Source organism: Bartonella sp. CL70QHWL, from assembly GCF_042194855.1.
Lineage (GTDB): Bacteria > Pseudomonadota > Alphaproteobacteria > Rhizobiales > Rhizobiaceae > Bartonella.
In genome coordinates this window covers 77011-100874 of the sequence record NZ_JBHINJ010000009.1, presented here as the reverse complement: position 1 = coordinate 100874, position 23864 = coordinate 77011, and the positions used below count along the sequence as shown (strand labels likewise).

Genomic DNA, 23864 nt, shown 5'->3' with positions numbered 1-23864 from the left:
ATAGACGACATAAAGCCATCGACAATCGAATTAGCCAGATCTTCGCCCGCTTGTTCCATACCAGCCTTGGCAGCATCAGAGAGCTTTTCGCGGACAAAAAAACTCTTCAACCATTGCCAAAAATTGGAAAGGCTTTGTTTAGCCCATCCCCAAAAGCTTCTAAATAAGCCGGCATTTCTTTGCCATACCAACTTTGCGACAATTGTACTTCCTTCACAAGCCCCCCATAACGCTGCGCCGTCTTTTCGGCTAAATAAGCCCCATTGCCCCGTGCATCCAAAGCGCCCCCCAACAAACGCGGCAAACTATTCACCACATAAAATAAAATTTCTCTTTGTTGGTCAAACGGCGTATTGCGCAATTCCACCATAAACCGAACACGGCGCACCAAATCTTGTCCCACTTCCATCACCACAATCGACGTCGCATCGCCCGATCTGGCAAGATCAACACCAAAAACATGTTGGCGCCGTCGGTCAAGCCCAATATGAAGAGGTTTTAAGCGCCCCTCACACCAATTAAAAGCAGCTTGACTTCGTTGATAATCCGATTGATTTTTTAAATCATCCACACAAGCAAAACGCAACACTGCAATGTCAGGCGCACAACAATTTTCAATCTGTAAGCGTATTAAAGCAGCCGCTTCTTGATCGGCTGGTATGGCATCTAATTTTTTAAATAGAGTTTCGTAACAGGACCAAGTCCCATTTCACGGCGCTTATTGTGGTGCGTATAGCGAAAAAACCAAGAGCGTGTATTGTCTTTTAGAACATTCAACCATAGCCCTGCCCCATCTCAATAATTTACCCTGTGAAGATGACTTGACGAATGATGCTGATAACCAATGAATAGCCCTCACTTAACGCCCCTCTCGTCCACCTCTTAGATCACCTTTAATTTCTGATTTGAGATTTTTTCTTTAATACTTAATTTTTTATTGGAACATAAAAAATTATCTGCATCAATAGCTCTTGCACATATTTACATAACTTGAATCTTGTTGCAAAAGCCCGCTCCACCCTCTGGGGGTACCATATATTTTTTAATTACGTGTAGCTTATTCATTTTCCGAGTGTTTTTAAATCCAAGAGAAGGTAGAGATGAACGTGAATTTACAAAACATGTTATTTTTATCAAACTTCTTTTTTAATGCTTTAAATTCAGCTAATTTATACCAAGGAAAATATTAAAATTTAAGTTTCTAATGAATATACTAACAACTTCATAACATTGGCAAAATTATCCGGCGGGCTATTATTAAAAGAATCAGAAAGTTTTTTGTAAATTCTTTTCACAAACATTTTCTTCAATAAAGCCACCTGATTCATCAGCCTTAACTTTAGCAAAGATATAACCAAAGTCTTCTAAAGCTTTAATGCGATAAAGAGTGTGATTATAAAATACATGTGTTTCATTTTTTAAAGCAAATTCTTTTCTTTAAAAAGGTTATAGCCTTCTATCTAACAGCGTTGTTTGCTGTAAAATTCAAATTATCTATCTGCTCAACTAAAGAACTTTTATTGTTTAGCTTTTGTGCTTTTTTCAAAGAGATGTGGGCTTTCAAGAATAAGCTTTTCTCGTGCTTTTTGTAACTGTTTAATGACCTCATCAATCTTTGACGGAGAACAAAAAGATTCTTGGCTATTCAACAAATGCAGCCTCTCCTTTCCCTCATATAAACATTGCATCTGAGATTGAAGTATTCTAACTTCTTGAAAAAAAAGACGCCCTGTTTCCTTAAAACCATTATTAAGTGCAAAAAGTTGATCAGAAATGGATAGCAGAATTTGTTTTAAAAAACGCTCATTTTCTTGGCGTTTACGATATTCTAAAATAAGAGCATGGCTTATCTCATCTAACTGTTTTTTTGTAGAATCAATTTGACGCAATAAATTTGGTTTTTCCCCCATATCACCTTTTCTCACCTTCACAAGCATAGCATGAATGTCTAACAACTTAATTGCGGAATGAGATAAATAATCAACAACTGTAGGCGTATTAACATAGCGTTTCCGTGTGATCATCACAAACTCACCTAATGACTGTTTTTTACATTCATCCCGCTATTTATTTTTCATTTTACAAAACCATTCTAAAGAAAGTGCTAAAAAACATTACCTCCAATACATTATTTGATGGAGCTCCTTCTCTCTTTTCACTATCAACGTGGAATCCGTGGAGAGAGAAAACGTACAGGTGTATAAAGGATAAGATGTGTTGTTTTCTCCAACACACTACTACCATCAGCAAGAAGGGCTTGACTAGGTGACAATTCTGTACCTTGCATAATTGTGGAAGCCAAAGAACCTTCTCGAGAAAGAGCCATCAACGTTGGTGAAGATGCAAAGACATTGTGTGCTCCCCCATCCACATGAGAGAAATCAAGAACAGCTATTCCATTTTTACGCAACATTTCAATATCTGAGCCATCGCCCACACGATGATGTCCACCCGTAAGACGTCCTGAAACCGCGAGAGCTTTATCCGTTCTGGATACTAAAATAGCTGTTGGCTGCGGGAGTTTTTTTATATCATTAAGTTGGCGCTCAAATACATCAACATCAATATCGGGTGCAGCCATTAATAAACTTGTAATACGACGAATAGGCCTATATTTTCCCTGTAAAGCTAATGTTCTAAATGCTTCCATTATAACAAAATTGCCCATAGAATGTGCAATAACCGAAATTTGATCAGCATTGGTTTCACTAATAAGCGTTAAAAGCTCTATCAATCCGTCACGGGCAAAATTAGCACTATCACGATCATAAATATAAAGAGGAACAGATCCGGCAGAAGGCCAAGAATAATGCACAGCGACAACATTTAAAGAATAATCATGTGTAAACTGTGCTGTACGAAATGTACCATCTGCAAAATTATTATTATACCCATGGATAAAAAGAAAAATTTCTCTTTTTCCTTTTGGCTTTTTTGCTAAAGCAGCATTTAATTGCTGTTTAAACTGTTCTTTATTATCGTATTTTTGCAATGCTACTGCTGCAAAATACTTATCATGTGTAGGTTTATACGCATTTATTTCAACAACTCCCTTTACATGTTGCTGAGGAATTCCTACGTCAACGCGATTATAATGAACTTTATTTGATCGCTCTGCACCATAAGGTTGAGCGTAATTATTTTGCATCATACGACTTGTTGCAACATACACTGGAACGATGGCTTTTGGAGAAACTGGTTTCCCTCCAACTTCCCTTTCTACGGCAGTCATAGAAGGTGTTGCATGCACCCCATGCCAAAGTACAGCACGTGAATCACTACATGCTGGCAATAAAGAAATACAAATAAGAAGTGTTAAATATCTCAGAATCATTATACTTCTCACTGCAATTTCACCCCACCTTATAAAAATATAACATTTCAAATGCATAGATAAAGTAATAAAAAACGAAACATTCTTAGAAACACACCAACAAATAACATACAAAAAAGATTTTTCTATAATACGTATAAATCCCCTCTCTCTAACATAACTTCATCTCATTATAGAGAGACTCACTGCTAACTGGTGCGGTCGAGAAGACTCGAACTTCCACGGGTTGCCCCACAGCGACCTCAACGCTGCGCGTCTACCAATTCCGCCACGACCGCACGTGGAAAGAAAAAACCTTGGTTTTTAGCCTTTAACAAATCATAAAGAAAGGTACAAGCCAATTTTCTTTTTCTCATAATTTATTTTATTCAGACGACTTATAACTTAATAGAGATTACGAGAAATATGGGCTCTACTATGACCTTTGAACCATCATCATAAAATGTGTTTGTGCCGCTTGATCTTTTTCATAATAACCATGAAAGTTTTTTGTAATTGTTGTAGAGCCCTGTTTTTGGATTCCTCTCATAGCCATACACATGTGCTCAGCCTCAATCAATACTGCTAAACCATGAGGCTTCAGATACGTTTTTAACGCGTGAGCCACTTGCGCTGTCATAGCTTCTTGAGTTTGTAAACGACGAGAAAAAATATCTACAACACGTACAATTTTTGAAAGACCAACAATTTTCTCATTAGGAAGATATGCTATATGTGCTTTCCCAATAATTGGGATCATATGATGCTCACAGTGTGAATAAAAAGGTATATTCTTTACGATTATGGATTCATTATATCCTGAAACCTCTTCAAAAACTGTACCTAAGGTTTCTTTAACAGATTGACTATAACCATTAAAAAGCTCGCGATATGCCTTGGCTATACGTTTTGGAGTATCTAAAAGCCCTTCTCTATTTGGATTTTCCCCTATCCATAAGAGTAATGTACGAATCGCTTCTTCCACCTCTTCAATACTCGGACGCTTTTCTTCAGATAAATTTGCGTCTTCTTTAACAACATTACGCATTCAAAAACTCCAAGCTTACTCTATACAAAGCATTTGCTCCATACCTATTTCATTTTGTATAATCTCTATATAAGCGAATTAAAAGTTTAAACAATCACGACTCTCAAAATTTCAGGCAATAGTGCATGATTGATAATATCTATAATGATAAAATACTTAAATATGCTGCACATATAGGCAAAATTGGGCGTCTTAATAATCCTGATGCAACATCAAGAAAACATGCACATCTTTGTGGCTCGACAATCACTGTAGATTTAAAAGTGGAAAATGGTATTATTACGGATTTTGCTCACGAAATACATGCATGTGTGCTAGGGCAAGCTTCGGCTTCACTTTTAGCATCTCATATCATCGGACAAACAACACAAGATCTTAAAATATTGCGTGAAGTTATCTACAAAATGCTAACGCAAAATGGTCCTTCTCCTCAAGCTCCATTTGAGGATTTTTCTTGCTTACAGCCCATTAAAGACTATAAAGTGCGCCATACAGCAACACTACTACCCTTTGATGCAACGATAGACTGCATTCAACAAATTGAAGAAAAATAAATGTTCAAATCACAATCTCAACAAAAAAAATTGACTCGAAATTACACAGGCACTTGGCAAAAAACACCCGGACGATTATTGGGAATTTTCTTAATACGTTTCTATCAAATAACACTTTCGAGCCTTATAGGCAATCAGTGTCGCCATGCCCCGACTTGTTCAGAATATATATATGAAGCGATTGCACGCCATGGGCTTTGGGCTGGTGCATGGATGGGACTCTTTCGTATCATGCGTTGTGGGCCCTTTGGAACAGATGGCTTTGATCCAGTCCCTCCATCGCTTGGAAATTCTTGCTGTTTTTATAAACCTTGGCGTTACTGGAAAATTTCTGACAAACACAACAAATAATCCTTTTCTTTTTTCATATGTATTGATAAAAAATCAGTCTATAAGCTTTTTACTCAATTTTCACGAAACCATCCGCAATCGTTAGCGGAATTGGATTAAAAGGGTGTTTTTATGTCTTGCTCTATTTCTCTTTTTTTTCCCGATGGTTCAAAACGTAATTACCCCACCGAAATGACAGGATTGGAATTAGCAGAATCTATTTCTAAATCACTTGCAAAAAAAGCAGTCGCCTATAGTCTTAATGGTATCACGCGAGACTTATCGGATCCATTGGGACAATCTGGTCAAGTAGAGATTATTACCCGAGAAGATTCACGCGCTCTTGAGCTCATAAGGCATGATTGCGCCCATGTCCTTGCTGAAGCAGTACAAGAACTCTTTCCTGAAACGCAAGTAACAATAGGTCCTGTTATTGAGAATGGATTCTATTATGATTTTGCACGCCAACAACCTTTTACATTAGATGATCTCACTGTTATTGAAAAGAAAATGCGTGAAATTATCCAACGCAATAAACCTATTAGAAAAGAAATTTGGTCTCGTGAAAAAGCGAGAAAAATTTTTTCTGAGAAAAAGGAATTTTATAAAGTTGAACTTATTGATAGCATTCCTGAAAATCAAGATTTAAAAGTTTATTATCAAGGGGAGTGGTTTGATCTTTGTCGCGGACCGCACATGCAATCTACAGGGCAAATTGGGAATGCTTTCAAATTAATGAAAGTTGCAGGAGCTTATTGGCGTGGCGATGCCAATAATCCAATGCTCACGAGAATTTATGGAACAGCATTTGCAAATGAAAATGACTTAAAAGCCTACCTCCATATGCTAGAAGAAGCTGAAAAACGTGATCATCGCCGCTTGGGACGTGAGATGGACTTATTTCACTTTCAAGAAGAAGGGCCAGGAATGATTTTTTGGCACAAAAAAGGTTGGAAAATGTTCCAAAATTTAATCAGCTATATGCGTAGACGCCTTGATGATCATCAATATGCTGAAGTTAATGCACCACAAGTTCTCGATAGGTCACTCTGGGAAATATCTGGTCATTGGGGCTGGTATAAGGAGAATATGTTCAAAGTAATTCCAGCAGCAGAAGATTCAGATCATGGGAATGTTTATGCCCTTAAACCAATGAATTGCCCTGGTCATGTTCAAATTTTTAAACATGGTTTAAAATCTTATCGTGATTTGCCTATTAGACTTGCTGAATTTGGACTTGTTCATCGTTATGAGCCTTCAGGCTCTTTACATGGTCTTATGCGTGTGCGTGGTTTTACACAAGATGATGCGCATATTTTTTGTACTGATGAACAATTAGCCGATGAATGTCTCAGTATTAATGATCTTATTTTATCAACTTATGCTGATTTTGGTTTTAAAGAAATTAGTCTTAAGCTTTCAACACGTCCAGAAAAACGAGTTGGATCTGATGCATTATGGGATCATGCAGAAAGTATCATGGAATCTGTCCTTAAAACGATTGAAACAAAATTTGCAGGACAAATCAAAACAAGCATCCTTCCGGGTGAAGGAGCATTTTATGGTCCAAAATTTGAATATACATTAAAGGATGCTATCGGTCGTGAATGGCAATGTGGAACAACACAAATAGACTTTAATCTTCCTGAACGTTTTGGTGCATTCTATATTGATAAAGATTCAGAAAAACGTCAACCTGTTATGATCCACCGTGCTATTTTTGGATCAATGGAGCGTTTTCTTGGTATATTAATCGAAAATTTTGCTGGACATATGCCACTTTGGCTTTCTCCTGAACAAATTGTTGTTGCAACAATTACATCCGAAGCAAATGAATATGCCAAAAAAATAACAGCAAAACTTAAAGCTATTGGGCTTTCCGCAACAATAGATCTCCGCAATGAAAAAATTAACTATAAAATACGAGAACATTCTTTACAAAAAGTTCCCGTAATTTTGGTATGTGGCAAACGTGAAGCTGAAACAAACAGCGTAAATATGCGCCGCTTAGGAAGTACAAATCAAACCCTTTTATCTGTAGAAGATGCAATTAAACAACTCTCAAATGAGGCAACACCTCCAGATTTGCAACGTGTAATAAATGCATAATATCACAGAAGATGGTAATACGTTAATTTTTTTACTATAAATCTTCAATTTTTGTACAAAATGAAATGATTTGATATTGTAGTGTGTTTTTGTTTCATGCACAACTACCTATCACCAGAAAGAATCACGTGCTCTCTCTACAAGGTGGTTTGGTGAAAAAGTTGAATGTAAGCTATGAGCTGTTTAAATACAAACAACATAGACAATTGAATATTAATAATAACATTAATCTTTTACTTTTATAATGAAAAAATGCTGCTACTATCATGGATAGATCATTACGATAATTATAGCAACATCAAGCAAGAAGGCTGAAAACAAGATTATATTTATTAATAAAAAATATGTAAAATTAGCTGAACAATGATATGTCTTATTCGTAAGATAAGCTCTTATAAAAAGACAAGATATTGATTTATAATGGTAATATATCGTTATTCATATTAAATAAGGTTTCGAATATCATAGGCTTCTCTCGTTTTAAATATGTTTATGTTGAATCTATCAAAATCATTTGCTTGCACGAAACAAGCAGAATGAGTGTGTGGATAAAAGTTATTGAGAAAGAACTTTTAAAATGCCCACAATGAACCGCCTAAAGTGCTAAGGATTGTTGCAATCATTGAGGACCGACTATAACTATAATGATGATGCTGACTTGCTTCTTTATAAATGTAAAAATAGCAGTACTCAACGAGTTTACCATTAATCATTCACAAGGCATTATAGTAAAATAAGATTAAGAAGCCTTAAGAAACATCTCTTTAAAACAAGCACATGAATTGGTAAGCCAATGGCATTATACATCCCGCAATCTACACTGATGAGATATTGCCTTAATTTTTATAAAGCTAAATCAAAGAAAAATGGCAAAACTCAGCGTTTATTCTTTCTCCTCTTCATATTTTACCAAATAAAAAAACTCGTTAAATATACACATACGATACATTACTACTCGTTGAACGTATAAAACTCTGGGCACACCATAAAACGTCTAATCTCTACGAAACACATTGCCACGCTCGACGCTAGATATTGATTTGTAAAACAATTTCAAAACACATGTTTTGCTAAAAAAACACATATAAAATAAAAAAACATTATTATTATCGTGCTCTATCAAGAACACGCTTACATTCAATGAGTTCAAACAGGATTTCTTGCAACAATGCTTTATCAGTTTTATCTTTGTAAAGATTCACAGAACCGACAGATGTTTCTCCTTCATTCCTCATGAAACTTAAAAGCCCAAAAGAAGATTTCTTAGGCTTATTGCTAGCATTTTCAGAAGTTTGTCCTGCATGTTTCTTTTCTATGACCACATTCATAGCATCAAGATCACCATTACCAAATGCAGTCACAAAAGCAACACCATTTTCTTTCAAAAGGCGTTGCACACCTTTTATCGTATAACCCTGATCATATAGTAACTGCTTAATACCATTGAGCAAATCAACATCGACAGGGCGATAATAGCGCCTTCCTCCCCCACGTTTCATTGGTTTAATCTGCCTAAAACGTGTTTCCCAGAATCTTAAGACATGCTGCGGAAGCTCCAATAACTCCGCTACTTCGCTAATTGTGCGAAAAGCATCAGAGCTTTTATCCATTTTGCAACACCTTATTTAAAACAAAATAAATTACTTCACAATGACTCATTCTGTCTCAATTTCTCAACAAGATTAGTCAAAAATAAGACCATCATTGACAACTTACTCAATAGTCTTTTTCTAAAAAACAAAGACCCTTATTTTATACATTTTTTTAACAAATACCAAACATACCATGGCATTTATTTATGAGATATCATTTTTTCTGTTTTGCACGATGCGAATCTAAAATTCTCTGTTTAAGGACATTGGCAGCCTTAAACGTCACAACACGTCGCGGCGGAATAGGTGCTTCAACACCTGTTTTTGGATTGCGTCCAACACGTTCATTTTTACTGCGAACCTGAAAAGTTGCAAAAGAAGATAATTTAACCGCTTCACCTCTTACAAGTGAGTTGCAAATCTCATCCAAAACCAATTCGACTAAAGCTGCTGATTCAGTATGTGACAAGCCCACTCTTTTACAAACTACGCTCGCTAAATCTGCACGCGTTACTGTCTTACTTGTCATTATAACCACCTATTAAAATATTTAAAATTACAAAATGACTTATACGTTTTCTTGAAATATGGTCAAGTAGCCATAATTTACCAACGAATAAGAATTGCTCCCCATGTAAATCCACCTCCCATGGCTTCTAACATGATAAGATCTCCTTCTTTTATTTTTCCATCGCAAACAGCTGTTGTTAAAGCCAACGGAACTGATGCGGCAGACGTATTACCATGTTGATCAACGGTAATCACAACTTTATCTAGTGAAATTCCCAACTTTTTAGCAGATGCTTCAATAATGCGCTTATTAGCCTGATGAGGTACAAACCAATCTAGTTGTGAAGAATCCATACCTGCAGCTGCAAAACAATCATCAACCACATCCGTTATCATACCAACAGCATATTTAAAAACTTCTCGTCCTTCCATACGCAAATAGCCTGTCGTTTGTGTTGTTGAAGGTCCACCATCAACATATAGCTTATCTATATAAGCACCATTAGAGCGCAGTTTTGCAGACAATATACCACGCTCAAAAGCAATAGTCCCCTCAATTTCTTGAGCTTCCAAAATAGCGGCACCCGCACCATCACCAAACAAAACACATGTCGTACGATCTTCCCAATCTAAAATTCGAGAAAATGTATCGGATCCAATAACTAAAATTCTTTTAGCCGCTCCACATCGTAAATAAGAATCTCCTGTTGTTAAAGCAAAAATAAAACCAGAACAAACAGCTTGAATATCAAAAGCAAATCCATGGCTCATTCCCAAAGCATGCTGAATTTCAACAGCAGAAGCAGGAAAAGTACGATTCGGGGTGGACGTTGCTAAAATAATACAATCAATGTCTTTTATTGTAAGACCAGCATTTATAAGGGCGGCTTGCGCAGCCTCAACTCCTAAAGAAACAGTTGTTTCATTTTCACTGGCAATATAACGTTGGCGTATTCCTGTACGCTGAACAATCCATGAATCTGACGTTTCAACAAACTTTGCAATCTCATCATTTGATAAACTTCTTTTTGGCAAAGCACTTCCTACACCACGTATAATTGAGCGAATCATTCAGCTCTTACCTTTTCTTCAAATTTTTCATTTCTATTATAAGAGCTTATCATAAGGACTCTCCATTCATCACCACTTCATCTTCTTGGTCAAGAAGTGTTTCTTTATTCTCATGAAACCGCCGTAAATCAGCCGTTATTTTTTTTAAAAGTCCATTATTAACCATTTCATAACCAACGCGGATAGCAGAAGCAAAACCATTAGCATTGGCACTGCCATGACTTTTTATAACAACACCATTCAAACCTAAAAGCACTCCTCCATTCACCCTATCGGGATCCATTTTATGTTTCAGTATACGAAAAGCACCTCGCGATAAAAAATAACCAAGAGATGTTAAAAAAGAACTGCGCAGTGCAGAGTTTAAAATCTCCCCTATCTGTCGCGCAGTTCCTTCTGCGGTTTTTAAAGCAATATTACCAGAAAACCCCTCTGTCACAACAACATCGACCGTTCCTTTTCCAATGTCATTGCCCTCAACAAATCCTTTATATTCCAATCCTTCTAATTGCACTTCACGCAATATCATTCCTGCTTTTTTTATTTCATAAAGTCCTTTAACCTCTTCCACCCCCACATTTAAAAGCCCAACACTTGGTCTTTCAGTGTGATATAAAGCGCGAAACATACCCGCTCCCATAACCGCCAAATCAACCAACTGACTAGCCGAGGCACCTATTGTTGCTCCAATATCTAAAACGATACTCTCACTGCGCAGTGTTGGCCAGATACCCGCAATACCAGGACGCTCAGCCTCTGCAAGCATTTTCAAACAAAAATACGACATGGCCATAAGTGCACCCGTATTACCAGCAGAAATGCAAGCATCAGCTTCACCATTTTTTACCGCTTCAATGGCGTACCACATTGATGATTTACCACGTCCATTACGAAGTGCTTGGCTTGGCTTTTCATCCATGCGTGTATAACTTTCTGTAGGGCAAAAGCGCGATACAGAATCCAAACAGGGATATTTTTTTAAAACCGGACGAACAGCCTCCTCTACTCCATAAAACAGAAAATAAATATTTGATAAATATTTTTGTACAATTGCTGCTCCTGCAATAGCTGCTTCTGGACCGTAATCACCGCCCATGACATCCACAGAAATTCTAATCACGCTTGCATATCCCACATCTTTTCATTTTTAAATACATATTATGATTTTTGGCTCCTGAACACTCACACAGCACATCTTGCGAAAATATCGCTCCGCAGAAATGCCGTTTAGCATACAAATAGATATTTTTTGTATGTTTTTACAATCACTTCCAATTTTTCAAAACAGAAAATGGAGAGAATTTTTGCTCTGCTTCTTCTAAATTTTCAACCATATTCATCTGTATCCCCTCTTTACGTGGATAATGATTAATAGACAACTCAAAAAACTCTTCCATGATTGCACCAATATCAATTTTATCATCATAAAACACTTCAGGAGTATCAAGCCCCTCCACATCTAAAAACAATTCTCCTGTATCCTCTGATATTTTAGGCTTCATCAAATTTGAATCTTCAGGAACAAAAACAACCTCAATATTTTCACAAAGGATATTTTCTAATGGTTCTAATGTAACAACACATAACTGCAGTATACGCGCTTGCAATAGACCTTTTATACGCACTCCGCGTTTTTTCCACGGGAAAATATGGAATTTTCCCTCACAAGATTTTACTTCAATTAAATTATGGTTCTGGGCTAAATGTGTACATTCTTTTTTATTTGCACAAAGATGAACCCTTATACCTTTAGCAGGTAGAGAACGTACGGATATTGGATAAGCCAAAGCAAATGTCATTTGAGGAACATTTTGAACATTCATTGACAACTCCCAAACATAAAAACGCATAAAGCACTGTGTTTTTATTTATCTCAAGTATTTATGCATTTTTTTCTTTTCTAAAGAAATTCTATATGGCATAATTTGCTTTATAACAGGGAAACTCAGTGTAAGCTACGGTAGATTAAGTTAAAATTAGAAAAAACTTGAGGTTGCCTTCTTGTCCTACATCTCAGTATAAAAAGGAGATATCATTGTTTCAAATGCCTCACATAATAGCCTTAATCAAACGTAAATTATTAATTGGTCTATCAATAGCAAGCATAGGAATGCTTGCTGGGTGTAGTCTTCTTGATTCTTCAGGTTCAAGCCAAATTTATAGAGAGGGCTATGTTCTTGATAAAAATGCTTTAAGTTCTATCTCTATTGGCTCAAGTCAAGAGCAAGTTCTTTTAACTTTAGGGACCCCTTCATTAAAAACAAAATATGATAATGAAGTTTTTTATTACATCTCACAGACACGTTATCGTGGGATGCAGTTTATGAAAACAAAGATTATTGATCGCAAAGTTTTAGCCATTTACTTCAATAAAAATAATCAGGTTGCAAAAGTTGCAAATTACGGATTACAAGACGGTCAAGTATTTGATTTTATTACACAAACAACGCCAACTGTAACGAAAGAACATCCTTTCTTAATTCAAATTATAAAAGGCCCTGCGAATTTGCCACGCCATAACTAAATCATATAGTCTACATACCGTTTCAATATTATAGGTCTGATACTATCAGACCTATAATAGGGGAATTTGTAGCTCTTAGAGGCGAACTTTTTTTGCCATACTGTCGAGAACTGCATTAACAAGTTTTGGTTCATCACCTTCAAAAAACGCCTTTGCTATGTCAACATATTCATTCATGACAACCGCAACGGGGACATCTTTACGGTTGATCAACTCCCATAAACCTGCTCGTAAAATTGCTCGCAATATAGAATCAAGACGTGAAAGAGACCACTCTGCTGAAAGCTGTTGATGAAGCAGAGGATCAAGCTGCTTTTGATCTTTTACAACACCCGTTATAATCGCCAAAAACCATTGAAAATCAGCTTCAAGATACTGCTCTCCATCAATATCTTTTCCCAAGCGATAAGCCTCATACTCAGCTGCCGTTTCCAACACTCCCGAACCCACGATATCCATTTGATAGAGTGCTTGAACTGCAGCGAGTCTTGCTGCTCCACGTTTATTGGCTGAACGCGGAAAATGTCTGCTTTTTATATCAGCCATATTTAACGATTATCTCCAAATCTCTTTTTTAGAGCGATCATACATAAAGCAGCTTCAGCCGCAAAACCACCTTTATTTTTATCATCTAGTTTTGCACGCACCCATGCTTGTTCTTCATTTTCAACAGTCAAAATACCATTTCCAATAGCCAAGTGCTGATGAACAGTTAAATCCATCAATGCACGACAAGAATCATTAGCAACAATTTCAAAGTGATATGTTTCACCCCGAATAACACAACCAAGAGCAACATAACCATCATACGATATCTTATTTTTTTCAGCAAAAGCTATTGCACTTGGTATTTCTAATGCTCCAGGAACCGTTACAACATCATAACTTGCTTCAGCTTTTTGCAAAGTATTCACTGCACCTCTCAAAAGCGCATCAGAAATCCCCCCATAAAAACGTGCTTCAACAATCAATACGTGAGGCTTTTTACGTATCTCTTTCATCATAATGGAATTCCACAAAAAACGAATCAAAAAAACCAAGGTTATAAAGCATAAAATTCTGAAAACGATCAAGAAAGTTTTGGCTTATTCATCTTCTCTTTTTAAAGCTAAAATTTTTGCAGCATAACGAGCAAGTTGATCAATTTCCAAATTGACCCGATCTCCAATTTTAGCTTGTCCCCACGTTGTCATTTCGAGTGTATGGCGAATAATAAGAACATCAAAAACACAGTCCTCAACACCATTAACAGTTAAAGATGTCCCATTAAGAGCAATAGATCCCTTATTAACAATGAAAGGCATAAATTGTCCTGAAACTTTTAAATAAAAACGAATTGCATCCCCTTCATTTTTTTGATCAATGATTTCAGCCAAACCATCAATATGACCAGAAACCAAATGTCCTCCCATTTCATCACCCAATCGAAGCGAACGTTCCAAATTAACAAAAGTTCCTTTTATCCATTGTGCAAGATTCGTTAAACGTAATGTTTCTTCCCACGCCTCGACAACAAACCAATTGGAATCTTCTTGTTTTAATCCTCGTTCTACAATTGTCAGACAAATTCCTGAACAAGCAATTGACGCGCCAATTGCTAAGCTTTCTATAGCATAGCGGGTAGAAATCTTTAAACGCATCCCCTGCTTTAAAGGTTGAACATCTTCAACACAACCAATATCCGTTATAATTCCTGTGAACATAATGTCTTACGTCTCCACTTATAAAAACGGTCATTTCCAAACATTCTTGTCTCAATCTCATGAAACTGCGAGAGATAATTTCCAAAATGAGGGGCTTCAATACGATTTTTGCCTAAAACAATGGGGGTATGAAAACATATCAAATGATCAACACAACCAGCATTCAAAAATTTTTCCCCTGTCTTGACGCCCCCTTCCAATAAAACACTATTAATCCCATGTTTATAAAGCATCTGTAAAAGAGCAAAGGGTTCTACACAACCATTGTTCATCTCGACCGAATAAACAGACACACCATATTGCTCCAATGCATTTTTTTTGCTTTTCTTTGAAAGATCCACATCACAAATAACCCATGTAGGAATTTTTATGGCTGTTTGGACAACTTTTGCATCAAGGGGGATAGATAAATCTGCATCCAAAATAATACGAATTGGTGAGCGCATCTCCATCCCTGGCAAGCGGCAATTGAGTTGTGGATCATCTGCTAATATAGTACCAATACCAACGAGGATAGCATTATTTTGAGCACGTAGAATATGCGTATGGGCATGAGAAAGTGTTCCACTAATTTTTACGCTGCCCTTCTCTCTTTTTCCAACACCATTATCGGCAGAAATTGCCATTTTAAAAGTAACCGCACAGCGTTGTATCTTCCTTATGCACCAATGCGTCCATAAGGATTCAAAAGCCTCTTCAGCTAAAATGCCCTCAACCACTTCAATACCCGCCGCTCGTAAAAGAGCAATACCATGACCATCAACACGCTTGTCACAATCAGTCAGCGCAACAACAACTCGAGAAACACCTGAATCAATAAGTGCATTCACACATGGCGAAGTTTTTCCATAATGCGCACAAGGTTCTAAAGTAACGTAAGCAGTCGCTCCTTGAGCCAAAGAACCTGCCATGTGTAAAGCTTGCACTTCCGCATGAGGACTCCCATGAATAGCTGTTACGCCATAGCCAACAATAAAAGCTCCCGCACCATTATCGTTTTGCACAATTAACGTACCAACAGAAGGATTCCCACCTGTAAGACCGACATGACGTTCTGCTAAACGAATAGCTGCAGCCATAAACCGTTCATCTTGCACTTTTTTATTCATCAAAACGAGATTCTGTATCCGCGATACCCTTTGACAATTCATCTATAACATCGTGAAAATCGCTTGCATTACGAAAATCTCGATACACAGAAGCAAAACGAATATAAGCAATATCATCAATTCTCTTCAATGCTTCCATCACAAGACGTCCAATTTTTTCTGAAGAAATCTCTGGTTCTCCCAAACTTTCAAGCTGACGTACAATGCCAGAAATTGCTCGTTCAATATGATCAGGATCAATATTGCGCTTACGTACAGCCACATCAACTGATCGCATTAACTTATCACGATCGAAGGGTTCACATCGTCCACTTTTTTTAGCAACCAAGAGCTCGCGCAACTGAACACGTTCAAAAGTTGTAAAACGACCACCACAAACGGAACACACACGACGGCGGCGAATCACTGCCCCCTCTTCTGCTGGACGTGAGTCTTTAACCTGTGTATCCTCATATTGGCAGTAAGGACAGCGCATCCTTTGTATCCTTAACGAGTGCTAAGATAAGAGTAAAGAGGAAATTGATTCGTTATATCTTTTACCTTTTTCTCAACAGCCATTTCAACAGCATGATTATCTTCATCACTTTTTGCGCTCCGAAGACCATCAAGAACTTCTGAAATCAGATGACCAACTTGAATAAACTCTTTTTCTAAAAAACCACGCGTTGTGGTAGCAGGTGATCCCAAACGAATTCCCGATGTTATAGATGGCGTTTCAGAATCAAAAGGAATACCATTTTTATTGCAGGTAATATGAGCGCGTCCCAAAGCCAATTCAGCACGTTTACCTGTTAGATTTTTGGAACGTAAATCAACCAACAACAAATGATTATCTGTACCACCAGAAACAATATTAAAACCATTACTCTGTAATGTTTTTGCTAAAGTTTTCGCATTAGCGACAACATTGGCACTGTAACTCTTGAAAGAGGGACGCAAAGCCTCCTCAAACGCAACAGCCTTTGCGGCAATCACATGCATTAAAGGACCACCCTGAAGACCAGGAAAAATTGCAGAATTAATTTTTTTGGATAAAGCCTCATCATTTGTCAATATTAAACCACCACGAGGACCTCGAAGCGACTTATGTGTTGTTGTTGTTACAATATGCGCATGTGGAACAGGTGAAGGATGCACGCCACCAGCAACAAGACCAGCAATATGAGACATATCAACGAGTAGATGAGCACCAATCTCATCTGCAATTTCACGGAATCGCTTCCAGTCCCATAGCCGTGGATAAGATGAACCACCCGCTATAATAAGTTTGGGCTTACGCTCTTTTGCCAGCTGCTCAACTTCATCCATATCAATAATCTGATCTTCTCTACGTACACCATAGGAAACAACATCAAACCATTTTCCTGACATATTAACAGATGAACCATGCGTAAGGTGACCACCAGCATTTAAATCTAATCCCATAAATGTGTCATTAGGCTTCAGTAAAGCTAAAAAGACAGCTTGATTCATTTGGCTACCAGAATTAGGCTGTACATTTGCAAAAGCAGCACCGAAAAGCTGTTTTGCCCTTTCAATGGCTAAATCTTCAACGACATCAACAAATTGACATCCACCATAGTAGCGGTTTCTTGGATAACCTTCTGCATACTTATTAGTTAAAACAGACCCCTGCGCTTCAAGAACCGCTCTTGAAACAATGTTCTCTGAAGCAATCAGTTCAATTTCATGTTGTTGACGCTCAAACTCCCCTCTAATTGCATCAAAAATTGCACCATCAACAGTTTGTAAACTATCATTAAAAAAGCGCTTTTGTGCGTCATTTTCTTGCTGAGTCATAAAACACATTCCTAACATAAAAAAATAAAGTCAAGAAACGATAACACAGCAAACCATGCAAACCAAACATTTTAAACCACTTACACTCAAAAATAATGAAGCAAATATTTATCTTATTCTTTGTTATAAAAACAGCGAAAAACTTCCCTCTCAAGAATGGTAAAAAATGAGATTACATTTCTTTTTTTACACTCTTAATTTGTTTACACCTTTTACAAAAAATATCTATAATCTAAAGAAATTCAATAATTTAATGATTAGAAATAATTTATAATGTGAAAAGCTGAATATAATAGGCAAAGTTAATACGAAGGCAAATAAGAATGCTAACCAAAGTTTTTATTGATGGTGAACATGGCACAACCGGACTACAAATACAAAAACGCTTAGAAAGGCGTACAGATTTAAAACTACTCTCTCTAGCTCATAAAGATCGCCATAATGTTCATCTGCGACAAGACTATCTTAATCAAGCCGATATTGCTATTTTGTGTCTTCCAGATGATGCTGCACGCGAAACAGTTCATTGGCTTAAAAAAAATAAAAACATTAGGATTATTGATAGCTCGACAGCCCACCGTGTTGCACCAGACTGGGTTTACGGTTTTCCTGAAATGACAGCAGGACAAAGAAAGCGCATCCAAGCTGCACATTATGTAACCAATCCCGGATGCTACCCTACCGGGGCCATTAGTTTGATTCGCCCCCTCCGTGAAGCAGGACTACTAGACGCCTATTATCCCATCTCGATTAATGCAATCTCCGGCTATACTGGTGGTGGGAAACAGTTGATTTTACAAATGGAAAATCAATCTCAACAAAATATTCAGGACAATTATTTTATCTATGGTCTTAATCTTGAACACAAACATGTGCCAGAAATCAAAATCTATGGACAAATCAATCAAACCCCACTTTTTATACCAAGTGTGGGTCGTTTTTCTCAGGGAATGATTGTGAATCTTCCTCTGCACCGCCATTTATTCACAAAATCAGCAAACTGTTCTGATTTGCGCGAAATTCTCGCAAACCATTACGATGGACAAAATACCATTTTAGTTGCATCACAAGAAGAAACTGCTTCACTTCAAAGACTTAATCCAGAGTGTTTAGCCAATAAAGATGATATGAAACTGTTCGTATTTGGAAATGATCGTGAAGGTATTTTTAATCTCAGCGCCATATTCGATAATTTAGGAAAAGGCGCATCAGCTGCGGCTATACAAAACCTCGATTTAATGCTTTCAAGCGACTAAACCTCCTTAAACACAAACTTTTATTCAACAACGCGATATGCCCCTTTTGTTGCTCGCCAGTGCGCAACCGCAAAACATAACACTGCTAGTGCCATACTTTGATGAATGAGCCCTAAACTTATCGGAACCTCATGTAACAGTGTTAAGATACCCAAGAGTGCTTGGATAATAATCATAACACAGATAAGAAATGCACGACGAGAATGGGTGGAATGTGGAACATTTTTTTGTACATAGAAAGCATGAACAACTGAGACAATAAATAAAAAATAAGAAAAAAACCGATGAATAAATTGAACCATTAAGGAATTTTCGAATAAATTGAGCCAAACAGGACGATGCTGCAACAATCCATCAGGAATAATCTGCCCATCCATAAGCGGCCATGTATTATAGACTTTTCCAGCATGAAGCCCTGCAACCAAAGCTCCGAAATAAATCTCTATCAAGACGAGAATAACAAGCCAAGCCGCAAAATATTGCACCTTTTGATTTGCTGGCTTTTCTGAGTATTCTGCAAGTCCTCGAGATAAATAAGTAACAAAAACAATAACAAAACATGCCGTTATAAGATGAAATGCCAAACGATATTGGCTCACACTTGTTAAATTACTTTGCCCAATCCCTGAAGCAACCATCCACCAACCAATAAAGCCTTGAAAGGCGATAAGAATAGGCACGACAATAAGCGGAAGTAAGATATTTTTTTCAACACGCTTAGTCGCCCAAAACCAAATGAGCCCCAATAAAGCAACAAGACCAACAAGACGCCCAAGAAAACGATGCGCCCATTCCCACCAAAAAATGACCTTAAAAGCACTTAAAGTCATATCAGGATTAAGCAGCTTATACTGTGCTATCTGTTGATATTTTAAAAATTCCTCTTGCCATTGATCCACACCAATCGGTGGAATAACGCCATGTATTGGCTTCCATTCCGTTATAGATAATCCTGATCCCGTCAAACGAGTAGCGCCACCCACTAAGACAATTGCCAAACAAAGCAATAAAATAGAGTAAAGCCACACCTGTATTTGTTTTCTATTTTTCTTTTGCACAGGTGTTAAAATGCTATTGTTTAATCTCTTTACTGCCATCTCTGATTGCCCCACGCTTCTCTCCAACTAAAATGCATTTTAAAATTTAAACATTAACTCTTTGTCTATTTTAGTATGTACTACAACTTTAGCAAAAAACAAGCGTACCACTATAACATGCGATACATATTTCTTTTTTACGAAGCTTATGATGCAACAATGCGATAAACAGTCTTTGGAAAGCTGTCTACCATCCGCATCATCCATTCTTGTTCATTAAGAACAGTATTACAAATATAATAGTCTGTTAGCTCTGCAAATTGCTCAAATCCATATTTTGGTTCACTTGCCATCTCTAGGATGATAAAATCATATTCTTTTTTAAATTCTTGTAATATATGAGAAATGTCATTTGAAAAATCTTGTGCAGAAATAGCACTTGTTAACCCCTGAGGAAGAATATCAACCCCCGTATCATAATCACGGTAAATAACATCATGCAACTTGGCATTGCCCGTTAAAATATCACTCAGTCCGCGATGTGGGCCAATGACTTTCTCTATTTGTTGACCAGAAATATCGACCAACAAAATTGTTTTATTCTCTTTTGTGAAATGAAGTGAAAGCTTTGCCGCTGTCCGTGCTGCCTCTGGTCCAATGATTGAAACAATGGTTGAAGCACGCCATTTCAAAACATCAGATAATCCCTCTATCGTAATAAAAGCTTCAAAATTTTTCATTTCTTGAGAGACTAAAATACTCTCATTCTTCTTAAGAGCATTTTCTTTTGATATCAAATCCTCTTCTGAAAGTTGGTCTTTTTTGCTTTTAAAGCACGGATAAAATAACAATATTCCTAGCAAAAGAGTAAGGAAGCTGGCCAATGCACTCACAAGAATATTTTTTCCATAAAGAGCCATAAAAGAAATTGGTGCTAACGTTGTTGGCATAACCACGTGGATATTTGTATTTTGTAAGAGAAGAGGATCATCACTCAATCTCCGATATGAATCAATAATTTTTTCTCTTCGTTGAGCAGACTTGCTCATCGCTTCATTTTGTGCATCGACTGCTGCTTTTATTTTATTTTCAAACTCGTTAAATATTTCATTCAAAGATTGGGATTGATCTTTTACAAAAAAGTTCATTCTTTTTTTGAGCTGTTTTTCTAATTCCGTTGCAATAACCTCATCTGAATGAACTTGATAAACGATTTGTAAAATTTTATTTTTTAATTGATGAGAAACTGTCTCTAATTCTGCAGTCATCGCTTTAATTTGAGGATGTGTCCACCCCAATTGCGCAGCCATATGTGCTCTTTGTGTTTCCAAGAGGTCACGTTTAGATTCCAGAGAAACAATTGCTGAATTGCCTGCAATAAACGATAAAGACAGTAAAGACTGCCCATTTTCACGCATCATATTAATTGTTGAATTCAAACTTGTTAAATGAATACGCTTTAAAGTTGCTTGCGTTAATTGCATCGAAAGATCATGAAGCTCTGTTTGTTTTACACCATGCTGAATAAAAGAATCAACAGATTTACGAAATTCCTGCACGATATTAACGATTGCAGTATTATCATATTGTTTGTCTTCTAATTTATCATTTAACAAAAATTGTTTCTGTTTTATGATTGCTTGTGAAAATGCGGAAAACCAAATTTCCAACCCACGTTGAGCTGCTTCAAGTGTCTCGGCTTCAAAAGTAAGATCGATAAAATCACCATGACGCGATAAATGGATATTTTCATGATTTTTTTTCTTATAAGAAGCACTTAAAGAAAAATTCGAATCATTGAAGAACATAGGCTGTGAAAACAAAAAAGCGATAACATCGTCTTGCTTTTTAATTGGTAATGGTTTTCCTACAGAATCAGATAATGAAAATACTAAAGTTGCTTGGTAACCACGGGGCTGGACAAAATAATACAACCAAATCAAAGATACACATAGCATTTGTAATAGCAAAACAATCAAAATGCTTCGCCATACGGTACGTACGAATAGTCTTTTATTACACTTAAGACTCATCTTTATTTTAACCAGCAAAATACTTCTTCATATTGTTTTATTAAGAGAAAGTAGTAACTATCCTCTTAATTTGCTGTCATATTATTTTGAGATAAGAAAAACATAAAATTTAAGCATAAATGTTCAACAATAGCTTTAAAGAACTTAATTCATATTTTTTTTGATATTCTCTAATTGCTTTTTTGCTTCAGAAGTAATAACGGCTCTAATGGTAATAGACCCATCATCATGTCCTTCTTGCACTATTTCCGCAGAGTTTTCATAAAACCAATCGATAAGCGACATTTCATGAGGCTGTAAAAGATATTCAATGCTTTGCACCTCTCCAAAAATTCGCACTTCAATGGCTCTTAATAATTGATCAAGTCCATCCCCTTTAAGTGCTGATACCATGAGAGCAGGATTTAATCGTGTTTTTGCGCTTGTTTGTAAAACACTCAATGCTTGCCCATCCAACATATCAATCTTGTTCCAAACTTCTATGATATGCTCCATATCATCAATATCGATATCGAGACTTGAAAGCACTTCTAAAACATCTTGAGCATGTGCTCGATGATCAAGATCTGACATATCTCTTACATGAAGAATGAGATCCGCTTCAACCACTTCTTCAAGGGTTGCTCTAAAAGCTGCAATCAAATTTGTTGGCAAATTAGAAATAAACCCTACAGTATCAGACAAAAGAATAGTTTTTCCATGGGGAAGGACAACTTTGCGCAAAGTCGGATCAAGCGTTGCAAATAACATATTTTTTGCTAAAACATCTGCACCGCTTAAACGGTTAAAGAGAGTTGACTTTCCTGTATTCGTATATCCTACCAGTGCCACAACAGGATAAGATGTTTTTTTCCTTTTTGCTCTATGAAGTGCACGTGTTTTAATAACCGTTTCTAATTCGCGGCGAATACGAATAATTTTCTCTTGTAAAAGACGCCTGTCTGCTTCAATTTGCGTCTCACCAGGTCCACCTAGGAAGCCACGCCCTCCCCGTTGCCTTTCCAAGTGTGTCCAACTACGCACAAGCCTCCCTTTTTGATAGGACAAACGCGCTAACTCTACTTGCAAAACTCCTTCTTTTGTTCGTGCACGATCCCCAAAAATTTCAAGAATCAAAGCCGTTCTATCGATAACTTTACAATTCCATAATTTTTCTAAATTACGCTGCTGTACTGGCGTTAAAAAGTGATCTACAATCGCAAGCTCAATAGAATATTCATCTATATAACAGGTTAACGCATCTACTTTACCTTTTCCAAAGAGAGTCGCAGAGCGAGGCGTTGCAATATTAATCGTTTCATAATTAATAACTTCTAACCCTATAGCACGCGCTAACCCTAATGACTCTTTAACACGAGAAGATACAGAACACTCTCTCAAAGAGCTTTCACTTCTATTTTCTTGAAAAAACGGTATCAAAACAAGTGCGCGCACCTGTCCTGTGTTCTGCGCAAATACCCCTCCTAATCTCTCATTTTCATTTATCATAGCAATCTAAGTACTTTTAAAATGGGATAAGAGGTCTATCTTAAAATGATATGTTTACTCAGGACTTTCACCCTCAAACATCTGTACAGGCTGCCCAGGCATAATCGTAGAAATAGCATGCTTATAAACCAATTGCGCGTGTCCATCTCGGCGTAAAAGAACACAAAAATTATCAAATGAAGTTACAATACCCGTGAGTTTAACGCCATTGACAAGAAAAATTGTAAGGGAAATTTTTTGCTTACGCACCGTATTTAAAAACACATCTTGTAGGTGTTGTGATCGCTCTGCCATTATTCTTACACCTTTATCTAGATTGCATAAAATATTCGTGCATGCATATCGACCGAAAAATATCCAATTGTCAACGTAGAAGCTTCAAAATTC

The 23864-nt window shown here is 36.9% G+C and carries 23 protein-coding genes, 1 tRNA gene and 2 pseudogenes; 5 read left to right on the top strand and 21 right to left on the bottom strand.

Translation table 11 applies throughout. The features are described 5' to 3' along the window. Positions 1-142 precede the first annotated feature (142 nt). The 6 genes and pseudogenes from ACFIJZ_RS05800 to folE all read right to left on the bottom strand — a co-directional run. Positions 143-673 (bottom strand): annotated as a pseudogene (locus ACFIJZ_RS05800) (hypothetical protein); the annotation flags it as partial. Then, positions 673-859: pseudogene (locus ACFIJZ_RS05795) on the bottom strand (Arm DNA-binding domain-containing protein); the annotation flags it as partial. The pseudogenes ACFIJZ_RS05795 and ACFIJZ_RS05800, both read right to left, overlap by 1 nt. A 658-nt stretch (positions 860-1517) precedes the next feature. Then, entirely contained in the window at positions 1518-2024 is a 507-nt protein-coding gene (locus tag ACFIJZ_RS05790; RefSeq protein WP_273791370.1) for a hypothetical protein, read from the bottom strand. A gap of 137 nt (positions 2025-2161) precedes the next feature. Further along, positions 2162-3334: an alpha/beta hydrolase gene (locus ACFIJZ_RS05785; protein WP_375631276.1), complete on the bottom strand. Its 1173-nt coding sequence runs from the start codon at positions 3332-3334 to the stop codon at positions 2162-2164. A gap of 193 nt (positions 3335-3527) precedes the next feature. Further along, positions 3528-3612, bottom strand: a tRNA-Leu gene (locus tag ACFIJZ_RS05780). A gap of 137 nt (positions 3613-3749) precedes the next feature. Beyond that, positions 3750-4361, bottom strand: a complete 612-nt coding sequence (folE, locus tag ACFIJZ_RS05775; RefSeq protein ID WP_375631275.1) for a GTP cyclohydrolase I FolE — start codon at positions 4359-4361, stop codon at positions 3750-3752. Between the two features lie 125 nt (positions 4362-4486). Between folE and ACFIJZ_RS05770 the strand changes: the two genes are divergently transcribed. The 3 genes from ACFIJZ_RS05770 to thrS all read left to right on the top strand — a co-directional run bounded on the left by ACFIJZ_RS05770 (position 4487) and on the right by thrS (position 7354). Continuing rightward, positions 4487-4915 carry an iron-sulfur cluster assembly scaffold protein gene (locus ACFIJZ_RS05770; protein WP_273791373.1) on the top strand — a complete coding sequence of 143 codons (429 nt, stop codon included), beginning with the start codon at positions 4487-4489 and terminating at the stop codon, positions 4913-4915. After that, on the top strand, positions 4916-5266 hold the full coding sequence (gene yidD / locus ACFIJZ_RS05765) for a membrane protein insertion efficiency factor YidD (protein ID WP_375631274.1): 351 nt from the start codon (positions 4916-4918) through the stop codon (positions 5264-5266). A gap of 111 nt (positions 5267-5377) precedes the next feature. Next, positions 5378-7354 carry a threonine--tRNA ligase gene (thrS, locus tag ACFIJZ_RS05760; protein ID WP_375631273.1) on the top strand — a complete coding sequence of 659 codons (1977 nt, stop codon included), beginning with the start codon at positions 5378-5380 and terminating at the stop codon, positions 7352-7354. A gap of 1106 nt (positions 7355-8460) precedes the next feature. Here the strand turns inward: thrS and ACFIJZ_RS05755 are convergent. The 5 genes from ACFIJZ_RS05755 to ACFIJZ_RS05735 form a co-directional block, all read right to left on the bottom strand. Further along, positions 8461-8964 carry a MerR family transcriptional regulator gene (locus ACFIJZ_RS05755; RefSeq protein WP_273791376.1) on the bottom strand — a complete coding sequence of 168 codons (504 nt, stop codon included), beginning with the start codon at positions 8962-8964 and terminating at the stop codon, positions 8461-8463. A 196-nt stretch (positions 8965-9160) separates the two neighbouring features. Continuing rightward, a complete protein-coding gene (locus ACFIJZ_RS05750; RefSeq protein WP_273791377.1) occupies positions 9161-9475 on the bottom strand; it encodes an integration host factor subunit alpha in 315 nt (104 codons plus the stop codon). A gap of 77 nt (positions 9476-9552) precedes the next feature. Then, positions 9553-10527, bottom strand: a complete 975-nt coding sequence (locus ACFIJZ_RS05745; RefSeq protein WP_273791378.1) for a beta-ketoacyl-ACP synthase III — start codon at positions 10525-10527, stop codon at positions 9553-9555. A gap of 49 nt (positions 10528-10576) precedes the next feature. Further along, positions 10577-11647, bottom strand: coding sequence for a phosphate acyltransferase PlsX (gene plsX, locus ACFIJZ_RS05740; RefSeq protein WP_375631272.1), 1071 nt, complete (start codon positions 11645-11647; stop codon positions 10577-10579). 145 nt (positions 11648-11792) lie between these two features. Next, positions 11793-12350, bottom strand: coding sequence for a DUF177 domain-containing protein (locus ACFIJZ_RS05735; RefSeq protein ID WP_273791380.1), 558 nt, complete (start codon positions 12348-12350; stop codon positions 11793-11795). A 221-nt stretch (positions 12351-12571) separates the two neighbouring features. Between ACFIJZ_RS05735 and ACFIJZ_RS05730 the strand changes: the two genes are divergently transcribed. Beyond that, positions 12572-13051: an outer membrane protein assembly factor BamE gene (locus ACFIJZ_RS05730; protein WP_273791401.1), complete on the top strand. Its 480-nt coding sequence runs from the start codon at positions 12572-12574 to the stop codon at positions 13049-13051. A gap of 75 nt (positions 13052-13126) precedes the next feature. On the opposite strand, the gene nusB is transcribed toward ACFIJZ_RS05730, so the two are convergent. The 6 genes from nusB to glyA form a co-directional block, all read right to left on the bottom strand. After that, complete coding sequence (gene nusB, locus ACFIJZ_RS05725; protein WP_273791381.1) at positions 13127-13597, bottom strand: transcription antitermination factor NusB; 471 nt, start codon at positions 13595-13597, stop codon at positions 13127-13129. 2 nt (positions 13598-13599) lie between these two features. Beyond that, positions 13600-14055 carry a 6,7-dimethyl-8-ribityllumazine synthase gene (locus ACFIJZ_RS05720; protein WP_375631271.1) on the bottom strand — a complete coding sequence of 152 codons (456 nt, stop codon included), beginning with the start codon at positions 14053-14055 and terminating at the stop codon, positions 13600-13602. Between the two features lie 81 nt (positions 14056-14136). After that, a complete protein-coding gene (locus tag ACFIJZ_RS05715; RefSeq protein WP_375631270.1) occupies positions 14137-14754 on the bottom strand; it encodes a riboflavin synthase in 618 nt (205 codons plus the stop codon). Continuing rightward, on the bottom strand, positions 14736-15863 hold the full coding sequence (ribD, locus tag ACFIJZ_RS05710; RefSeq protein ID WP_273791384.1) for a bifunctional diaminohydroxyphosphoribosylaminopyrimidine deaminase/5-amino-6-(5-phosphoribosylamino)uracil reductase RibD: 1128 nt from the start codon (positions 15861-15863) through the stop codon (positions 14736-14738). Before ribD ends, ACFIJZ_RS05715 begins: the two co-directional genes overlap by 19 nt. Then, on the bottom strand, positions 15856-16338 hold the full coding sequence (gene nrdR, locus ACFIJZ_RS05705) for a transcriptional regulator NrdR (protein WP_273791385.1): 483 nt from the start codon (positions 16336-16338) through the stop codon (positions 15856-15858). Before nrdR ends, ribD begins: the two co-directional genes overlap by 8 nt. A gap of 11 nt (positions 16339-16349) precedes the next feature. Continuing rightward, a complete protein-coding gene (gene glyA, locus ACFIJZ_RS05700; protein WP_375631269.1) occupies positions 16350-17663 on the bottom strand; it encodes a serine hydroxymethyltransferase in 1314 nt (437 codons plus the stop codon). Between the two features lie 323 nt (positions 17664-17986). Between glyA and argC the strand changes: the two genes are divergently transcribed. Then, positions 17987-18919 (top strand): N-acetyl-gamma-glutamyl-phosphate reductase, encoded by a 933-nt coding sequence (gene argC, locus ACFIJZ_RS05695; RefSeq protein WP_273791387.1) that lies wholly within the window; start codon positions 17987-17989, stop codon positions 18917-18919. A gap of 20 nt (positions 18920-18939) precedes the next feature. Here argC and ACFIJZ_RS05690 read toward each other — a convergent pair whose 3' ends face one another. From ACFIJZ_RS05690 to hfq, 4 genes are all read right to left on the bottom strand, one after another. Then, the gene (locus ACFIJZ_RS05690) at positions 18940-20016 is read right to left on the bottom strand and encodes a COX15/CtaA family protein (RefSeq protein WP_375631268.1); all 1077 of its coding nucleotides are present in this window, start codon (positions 20014-20016) and stop codon (positions 18940-18942) included. Positions 20017-20162: 146 nt separating this feature from the next. Then, a complete protein-coding gene (locus ACFIJZ_RS05685) occupies positions 20163-21989 on the bottom strand; it encodes a hypothetical protein (RefSeq protein ID WP_375631267.1) in 1827 nt (608 codons plus the stop codon). A gap of 144 nt (positions 21990-22133) precedes the next feature. Beyond that, on the bottom strand, positions 22134-23477 hold the full coding sequence (gene hflX, locus ACFIJZ_RS05680) for a GTPase HflX (protein WP_375631266.1): 1344 nt from the start codon (positions 23475-23477) through the stop codon (positions 22134-22136). A 54-nt stretch (positions 23478-23531) separates the two neighbouring features. Continuing rightward, positions 23532-23771, bottom strand: coding sequence for an RNA chaperone Hfq (gene hfq, locus ACFIJZ_RS05675; protein ID WP_005773461.1), 240 nt, complete (start codon positions 23769-23771; stop codon positions 23532-23534). Positions 23772-23864: the final 93 nt, after the last annotated feature.